Annotated in this window: 6 protein-coding genes and 1 pseudogene; 3 read left to right on the top strand and 4 right to left on the bottom strand. The window is 60.4% G+C overall.

The window, feature by feature from the left end:
• The first annotated feature begins 170 nt into the window (after window positions 1–170).
• The gene (locus PCE31106_RS23315) at window positions 171–1,772 is read left to right on the top strand and encodes a tetratricopeptide repeat protein (protein ID WP_174975416.1); all 1,602 of its coding nucleotides are present in this window, start codon (window positions 171–173) and stop codon (window positions 1,770–1,772) included.
• On the opposite strand, the gene PCE31106_RS23320 is transcribed toward PCE31106_RS23315, so the two are convergent.
• Both PCE31106_RS23320 and PCE31106_RS23325 read right to left on the bottom strand, forming a co-directional pair.
• Window positions 1,754–2,827, bottom strand: coding sequence for an AI-2E family transporter (locus PCE31106_RS23320; protein WP_017232900.1), 1,074 nt, complete (start codon window positions 2,825–2,827; stop codon window positions 1,754–1,756). The genes PCE31106_RS23315 and PCE31106_RS23320 overlap by 19 nt on opposite strands.
• Complete coding sequence (locus PCE31106_RS23325; RefSeq protein ID WP_150564834.1) at window positions 2,814–3,779, bottom strand: LysR family transcriptional regulator; 966 nt, start codon at window positions 3,777–3,779, stop codon at window positions 2,814–2,816. Before PCE31106_RS23325 ends, PCE31106_RS23320 begins: the two co-directional genes overlap by 14 nt.
• A gap of 185 nt (window positions 3,780–3,964) precedes the next feature.
• Between PCE31106_RS23325 and PCE31106_RS23330 the strand changes: the two genes are divergently transcribed.
• Both PCE31106_RS23330 and PCE31106_RS23335 read left to right on the top strand, forming a co-directional pair.
• Window positions 3,965–4,744, top strand: coding sequence for a TerC family protein (locus tag PCE31106_RS23330; protein WP_150564835.1), 780 nt, complete (start codon window positions 3,965–3,967; stop codon window positions 4,742–4,744).
• Window positions 4,745–4,961: 217 nt separating this feature from the next.
• On the top strand, window positions 4,962–5,855 hold the full coding sequence (locus tag PCE31106_RS23335) for a transporter substrate-binding domain-containing protein (protein WP_150564836.1): 894 nt from the start codon (window positions 4,962–4,964) through the stop codon (window positions 5,853–5,855).
• An 861-nt stretch (window positions 5,856–6,716) separates the two neighbouring features.
• Here PCE31106_RS23335 and PCE31106_RS23340 read toward each other — a convergent pair.
• Both PCE31106_RS23340 and PCE31106_RS23345 read right to left on the bottom strand, forming a co-directional pair.
• Window positions 6,717–7,595, bottom strand: a complete 879-nt coding sequence (locus PCE31106_RS23340) for a hypothetical protein (RefSeq protein ID WP_150564837.1) — start codon at window positions 7,593–7,595, stop codon at window positions 6,717–6,719.
• Window positions 7,596–7,637: 42 nt separating this feature from the next.
• Window positions 7,638–7,844: pseudogene (locus PCE31106_RS23345) on the bottom strand (type II secretory pathway protein); the annotation flags it as partial.
• Between the last annotated feature and the right edge of the window lie 380 nt (window positions 7,845–8,224).

The following is an 8,224-nucleotide window of genomic DNA, read 5'->3' on the forward strand; positions in this document are numbered from 1 at the left end:
GGCGTTGCGCGGACCAATTCCCGCGGCTTGCTTCGCGCCGTGCGGTCGTGTAGTGTGCACCGCTCGATCGGGCCACGGCGCCAGTGGCCGGTGGTGCAAGGCGCCCCCGGTGGTCGTGTGGCTTGCCGGCCCGACTCCCTCTCATTCCAAGACAAGCAAGGATGCGCCGCATGACGACGCCATTAGACGCGCGTTGCGAGCGTGCACGACAACTGAGTGCCGCCGGCCGGCTCGACGAGGCGATCGCCGAGTTGCGCCAAGTACTGAAACAATCCCCCGAATTCCTGCCGGCCCTCGAGGGCCTCGCCTACGTCTCGTTGCGCACCAACGCCTTCGAGTCGGCCGCCGACGCCTTCGACCGCCTGATCGCGCTCGTGCCGCAACCGGGCGCGCAGGCGAGTTTCGACGCCGCGATGGCCAGCCTCCAGGCCGGGCGCCAGATGCGTGCCGAGGCGCTGTTCGACGCCACCGTGCAGCAGTCGCCGGACGTCATCGGCACGATGCACACCATTGGCCTGACCTGGGCGCAGGCGGGCGACAACGCGCGTGCGCTCGGCTGGTTCGAGCGCACGTCGGCCAAGGCGCCGGCGTTGTGGCAGGCGCACTTCAACCGTGGCCGCGCGCTGGGTGCTTTGGGCCGCTACGACGAAGAGATCGACGCATACCGGCTGGCCAACGCCATCGCCCCGCAGCAACCCGATCCGCTGGTGAACCTGGGGGTGGCGCTGCGCGAGCAACACGCGTTCGGCGAAGCGCTGCAATGCTTGCGCGAGGCGGTGAAGCTCGCGCCGGACCATGCGGGCGCGCGCACTAACCGGGCGCAGACAAATCTGCTGCTGGGCGACTTCGAGCATGGCTGGCATGACTACGAGTGGCGCTGGCAGGAAGGCGGTCAGCGGCGGCGCTTCAGCGACCGGCTCTGGGACGGGCGCGCGCCGCTCGCGGGCAAGACGGTATTCGTCCATAGCGAACCGGGCCTGGGTAATACGTTGCAGTTCGTGCGGTTTGTGCCGCGTCTGGTCGAGAGGGGGGCGAACGTCGTGCTGTCGGTGCAAGCGCCGCTTGTCACGTTGCTGGGCGGCTTCGCGCGCGGGGTGACGGTGCTTGCCGAGCACATACCGGTGCCGTCGTTCGACTGGCAGTTGCCGCTGCTCAGCCTGCCGCATCTGTTGAAAGCGGGAGGCGATGTGGCAACCGCTTTGCCCTACGTGCGCTCGAGCGCCGGGCGGGAGATGATCTGGCGGTCGATGCTGGGCAAGCCGCCGGAAGGCGCGTTGCGGGTGGGCTTCGTGTGGCGCACCGGGCCGTTTCCGCCGCATCGCGACGTGGCGCTTGCGCATTGGGCGCCGGTCTTCGGCACCGACGCGCATTTCTACGCGTTGCAGGTCGATGTGACCGACGACGAGCGCGCCGAACTGGCCCGGTATGCCAATGTGCATGACATCGGCGCGAAGCTCAGCGATTTTGCCGAGACGGCGGCCGTCATGGCGCAGATGGATCTCGTGATCTCAGTGGACACGGCGGCGCTGCACTTGGCCGGAGCGCTGGGAAAACCGGTCTGGGGACTCGTCGGTTTTACGCCGGACTGGCGCTGGCAGTTATCGCGTCGGGACAGCGACTGGTATCGGTCGCTCACGCTTTATCGCCAGTCGCCGCGCGGCGACTGGGATGGACTGATGGCGCAGGTCGGGGCCGATCTCGCTACCCTCGTGCATGAAGCGCGGGCGGCAGTGCCGATGGAGGCCCACGGATATCACCCGGCGTCGGCCTGATCGCTGTCGTCGTCGCGCAGGCGCGTGTAGATATTCCAGCTGGAGATGAACAGGGCGGCGATGAGCGGTCCGATCACGAAGCCCGTCAGGCCGAAGAGCGACATCCCGCCGAGGGTGGCGATCAGCACGACCCAGTCGGGCAGCTTCGTGTCCTTGCCCACGAGAATCGGACGCAGCACGTTGTCGACCAGACTCACAATGGTGCCGCAGAACGCAAACAGCACCACGCCCTTCCAGACTTCCCCGGAGAGCAACAGCCAGGTCCCCACGGGCACCCACACGACGGCTGCGCCCACGGCGGGTAATAGCGACAGGAAGGCCATCACCACGGCGGCGAGCACGTAGCCCTGGATGCCGAGGACGGCGAAGATGAAGCCGCCGAGTACGCCTTGCACCACGGCGACGGCGATGTTGCCCTTGACGGTGGCGCGCACGACCGTGGTGAACTGCCGGATCAGTTGGGTTTTGTGACGTTCTTCGAGCGGCAGGGCGCGTCGGACCATCACGCCGAGCACGGTACCGTCGCGCAGCAGAAAGAACAGCAGGTAGAGCATTACGCCGAAGCTCACGAGCAGTTGCGCCGTGTTCTGACCGATGCTCACCAGATAGACCGCGACCAGGCGGCCAATTTGCGCGGCGCCGTCGCCCAGCTTTTGCTGGATCGCGGCGACGTCCTGCACACCGGCCAGATCCATCACCCGATGCACACTCGCGGGCATCCGGTCGAGCAATTGCTGGAAGGCTACTGTGAGTTGGGGAAGATCGGCGCGAAAACGCACGAGTGCCGTGCTGATTTCCTGCGTCAGCATGCCGATCACGAGCGTGAGCGGCAGGATCACGATGAGCAGGATCAGCGCCAGCGTGGCGAGGGCGGCCAGATTCGGCCGGCCGCGCAGACGAGTGAGGATGCGGCGCTGCACTGGCTGGAACAGCACGGCGAGAATCGTGCCCCAGAAGACGGCGCCGAATAGCGGAAACAGAATCCACCCGAACACGATCGTCACGACGAACAGCATGAGGTGGAAGAACTTGCGCTGATCGCTACGACTCGACATGAGGTTTCCTCGCAGATGACGGCGGCGCAGACGGAGACGGCGTGCCAGTCGTTCTTATAGCAGAACCGGCCGTCGGGCCGATTTCACGGATGATTTGCGTCACGAGCGGATGGCCTTCGCCACGTCGCGAGCGAATGGCGTGGATGTCCTCGAAAACCTCGGCAGGGCGGCCCAGCCAGCGCAGGCCGCGCAGCAGCGAGACGTCGCCCGCACCCGCCTCGCTCAGTGGAAAGACGCCCATGCCGCGTGTGGCAAAGACGGCCATGAGCGCGCTGTCTTCGAATTCGCCGACGATATTCGGGCGGATGCTCTGTGCCTCAAACCATTGATCGAGCCGGGCGCGCAGGGCCGAGTGACCGGTTGGCAGCACGACGGGGAGGTCTGCCAGGCATTGAGGAAACGCGGCTCGCGCGGATTGGCGTACCAGCGATGCCGGCCCATACCAGTCGACCGGCGACGCGACCAGACGTTCGCTTGAGAGTCGCAGCGTAGGGTTATACGGGGCGGGCTGGCTCGCGAGCACGAGGTCGAGCTTGTGTAGCGCAAGTTCGGCGAGCAACTGCTCGTGTTCGCCTTCATGGCAGACGAGCCGCAGCGAGGGCGTGTCGAGCACCGGCGCGAGAATCGCGTGCGCGGCCAGTTTGGAGATACCGTCGGCGAGCCCGATGGCAAGCCTTGCCACACGACCGCTGGCGGCCTCGCGGACGTCGTCGGGGATCGACTGGCCGAGGCGAAAAATCTCTTCTGCGCGCCGAAACGCCGCCTGTCCGGGGTCGGTCATTGCGACACCGCGTCCGGCGGGCTTGAGCAACTGGTGGCCGAGTGATTTCTCAAGCTCGCGCACCTGGGCGCTGATCGTCTGCACGGCCATGTCGAGACGCTCCGCCGCGCGAGCAAAGCCCCCTTCCTTGACGACAACCCAAAAATAGTAAAGATGACGGTAGTTCAACATAACGAATAGACTTCGGAAAAACCGAATTATTTTGAAGTATATAACTGGTTTTTGCGAAACATGAGTTCGGGGATCATGCTGTCCTGGATCCGCACCTCGCGTTAGGTGCGGGATAACGAAGGGGCATGGCCGCTGTCGACTGGCGGCGAATGTTCCGATAACCCTAGGGAATCTCTGGCGCACATATGGACTATCTGCTTGCTTTGGCGGTTGACCCGGCGGTATGGGCGGCGCTTGTCACGTTGGTGGTCATGGAAGTCGTGCTTGGCATCGACAACCTGATCTTCATCTCTATCCTGACCAACAAGTTGCCGTTGTCGATGCGGGCGCGCGCGCAGCGTATGGGCATTGGTCTGGCGCTGGTCATGCGTCTGGCGCTGCTGGGTACGGTGGCATGGATCGCCAAGCTGACGACACCGCTCTTCGAGTTGTTCGGTCACGGCTTTTCGTGGCGCGACCTGATTCTGATCTCCGGTGGTCTGTTCCTCGTGTGGAAGGCGACGAAGGAGATGCATCAGCATGTGGCGTCGGACACGGACGATGCCGAACACGGCGAGGGCGCATCGACGGCGGGAACGATGGCGACGATCACTGCGCGTGCCGCCGTGGTTCAGATCCTGATGCTGGACCTCGTGTTCTCGATCGACAGCATCGTGACGGCCGTGGGCATGACCGAGCACATCCCGATCATGTTCGTTGCGGTGATTGCCGCTGTGACGGCAATGTTGTTCATGGCGGGGCCGCTCTCGCGATTCATCGAGGCGAATCCGACGGTCGTGATGCTGGCGCTGGGCTTTCTGCTCGTGATCGGCATGACGCTGATCGCGGAAGGTTTCGGGTCACATATCCCGAAGGGTTACATCTACGCGGCGATGGCATTCTCGGCCTTCGTGGAGGGGCTGAACATGTTGACGCGTCGTGCCAAGGCGCGCCGTAAGGCAGAGCAGGGGCGCGTATTGCACTAAGCCGTGTGGCGGTGATCGGATGGGGCGGGGCGCGAGGTGGTGAGCGGCGGCGAGGCGGGGGGGCTTGAGCGCCAGCTGCCTGCGGCGTTGACCTGGATCAACGGCGCTATCGGGATGGCGACTAGATTGAGACCAAAGAGGTCGGAGATCCCTTTCGCAGCGCCCACCCCGGGGGCTGGTACCGCGCAAGCGTTCCGCGCTTCCATGGAGAACAACAATGAAAACATCTTTCAAGATGGCTTATGCCCTCCTCGCGGGCGGACTGTCGGCCGCTGCGGCAGATGTTCACGCGCAGACTCTGGAAAAGGTGGCCGCGGCGGACAAAATCACGGTCGCCTATCGTGAGTCGGCGGTTCCCTTCAGTTATCTGCTTGGCCCGCACAAAGTCGTTGGATTTTCAGCTGACCTGACGGAAGCCATTGTTGACGATGTGCGAAGCCGGCTGAAGAAGCCTGGCCTCAAAGTCGAATACATCCCGGTGACTGGGCAGAATCGTATTCCGATGCTGGTCAATGGGACCTACGATTTGGAGTGTGGCTCGACCACGAATACCAGCGCGCGCGGCAAGGAGGTGGCGTTCTCGATCAACTTTTTCTATGCGGGGACTCGTCTGCTGACAAAGCGCGATTCTGGCATCAAGGGCTACGCGGATCTGGAGAAGAAGACGGTGGCCAGCACGGCTGGCAGCACGAACGAGAAGGTGCTGAAAAAGTACAGCGCTGATCACAACATCGACGTACAGATCATTTCCGGCAAGGACTATGCCGATGCCCTGCAACTGGTGGAAAGCGATCGCGCGTCGGCGCTTGCCCTGGATGACGTTCTGCTGTTCGGCTTGCGTGCCAATTCACGGAATCCTTCTTCGCTTGAGGTTGTGGGCGAAACGCTCCAGGTGGAGCCGTACGCTTGCATGGTTCGCAAGGACGATGCGGAGTTCAAGAAGTTGGTGGACGGAACCTTGGCGAGACTGATGAAATCGGGGGAATTCACGCGGCTCTATAAGAAGTGGTTTGAATCGCCGATTCCTCCCGCTGGCGTGAATCTGAACATGCCGATGAGCGAGCCGTTGCGGGCCAACATCAAGGCACGTAGCGACAAGCCGGCGTTCTGATGCAATGCTCGCGCCCCTCGCGTGTCAAGGGCGTGCGGTGCTCGCGAGGATGGCTGCGGCAGAAGACCAGCTAGGCCACGCTGATAAACAGATGGCGCGGCGGTATGTCCGGCACCGCAAAGGGAAGCGGGTTACGCCAACTAAGTGATCGGCTTGCGGAACAGAACCGTTTTTGCGGAACAAAAAAAACGGCTCCCATCGCTGGGAGCCGTTTCTAATTTGGTGGCGAATCAGGGACTCGAACCCCGGACCTGCGGATTATGATTCCGTCGAATACACCTGCTATGCATGCGCTTTGTCCATTAAATCATCGCGTTACGTGGCGTCATCCAGCTATGAGGCCGCTTAATCGCGCCATGCCGTTGACGCTACGTTGACGCCGTAAGTCTGCATGGGATGGCGCCTCATCCTGGATGTGTCACAACCCCATCGGCAATTTTATTTTTTGTGGGTGGCCGTCAAGGCCAAGCGGCTGCGCCGTGGCCTTGACGGCCAGCCCTGACGTATTAGTATCAGCGGCAATTCTGGATGCCGTTAAAAATCAGTCGATAAATGATCGAAGGTAGTCCAGACAATTGGAGAGCGACGACTGTACAGCTGGATTGTGCGCGTCTGCTCTCGACAACAGTACCACCATGATTTGCCGAATGTCCGCCGGTGACAACCAGTTTCGTGGGCCGTTAAATCCCCAAAGTAGCATATCGACGAGCTGATCTATGACTTCCGGTGAATCAGTTCCGAGACTGGCGAACGCGGATGTTGCATTCATTTGGCACCAAATCCTAGTGACGGGGCAACTTGATATTGGCGTTCTATCGAAGAGTTCAGCGTCAACGCTCTTCGCGCGCATTTGCGTGGAATTTACAAACCGGATGAAGGCCCGGACTCTTTTGCATGGCGATAAGCTCCACATTCGTCGGCAAGCAGGCAACGACGTTCGGGTTGGCTGTCAAACCATTGGAAAGAGGTGCACGTCCCGCTGTTGAGGTCGATTGTCTCGGCGATCTTCAGCTTTCTCGCGTAGACGCGATCGAATGCAAACGCGCACACGACGTCAACCGGAGTGCTAGTTAGGCCTGCGTTTAAAAAGAAGAAAACCTGTCCAAGGAAGCGGTTGATCGCATCGAAGAATTCATCAGCCTTAGCGAACACATCATCGATAACGAGACTACGTTTGTTCTGACGGATGCCGTGGTGGATGTAAGTGATTTTGTCAGAATCTGCATCTTGGTGGCATGCTCCAATCGTTGCGTGTGTAAGCTCATCTCGGATCAAGAGGAGCTCGGGAAACCACGTGGCCGATTGAAGGCACATTAGGAGTTCCTTGGGGAAATCCGAACCGATCTCTCCCTTGGCCGCACGAACGAAAAGTTTGTGAGTCGAGTCCGGCACGTGGCGACAGTTGCCATATATCGCGACGATGACCTTCCGAGCGCAATCAATGGATGAGTAGAGTTCTGTAAAAACCTCCTCAACCACTGCCGAGAATTCCTGCGAGTTTAGGGCTGCCGTGTACCCTTTCTGCGCAAGTTCATCGTTGTCCAAGCGCAAGTTAGATGCGAGCTTCGATGCGACTCGTCTAAGCGTCACCGCCTTCTGAAAATGATTGTCGACGCCAGCAACTGCCTTCTTTGCATCCGGTTTGAAATTATGGGTCGAAGCATAAAACTGCTTGAATTTGTCAACCTGGCCCCACAGCTCCGGAGTAAAGACACGGACGAACGGCCGAGGATTTATCATGAGTTGTTTGGTCGGGCATTGTAGGGAGATGGTGAGACGTTACTACAACTTTTGCACCTGTAGCGCGAGCACTATGTCAGACCTGCCTGTACCGGTTGAGACGCCGTCCATAAAAGAGGGTAGCCAACGAATGCCGGTGCTCACGGTCGAATCCTTCTGTTGACTCAAGCCACCCATCACCACCACTTCGCCATCGCGTAATGACATGATCGTTTCCGACTTGCGTGTGTTTTTCGTTGGGGAGCCGTTGACGCCCGTACTTGTTTTCTGAAAGTCGGGTAGCCGAGCGAAATATAGCCACTTGGCGCGCGTAGTCGGATGACAGAGTTCGGCGACAGCCTTACGCGTTTAATCTCTGAATAATCCGATGGCTGCTTAGTGAAGGCGTACTGCATCCTTGATCCAGTGCCCGAGCACTATCAGAAAAGGGATGCCGATCGCGATGAGGATGAATAGCCGAGCAGCGGTTCTCAAAATTTATCTCTTGTCTCAACAGCAAACTGCCTAAAGGACTATTCAGCTATCCGAACAACGGCGTGTGTTCGTTCCAATACGGGGCTGTCATTAATTTCGTGTTTGAGGCATAACATGTCGCCAAGGAGTGACGATGCCTCGCAAACCGAAAACCC

Source organism: Pandoraea cepalis (assembly GCF_902459665.1).
GTDB lineage: Bacteria > Pseudomonadota > Gammaproteobacteria > Burkholderiales > Burkholderiaceae > Pandoraea > Pandoraea cepalis.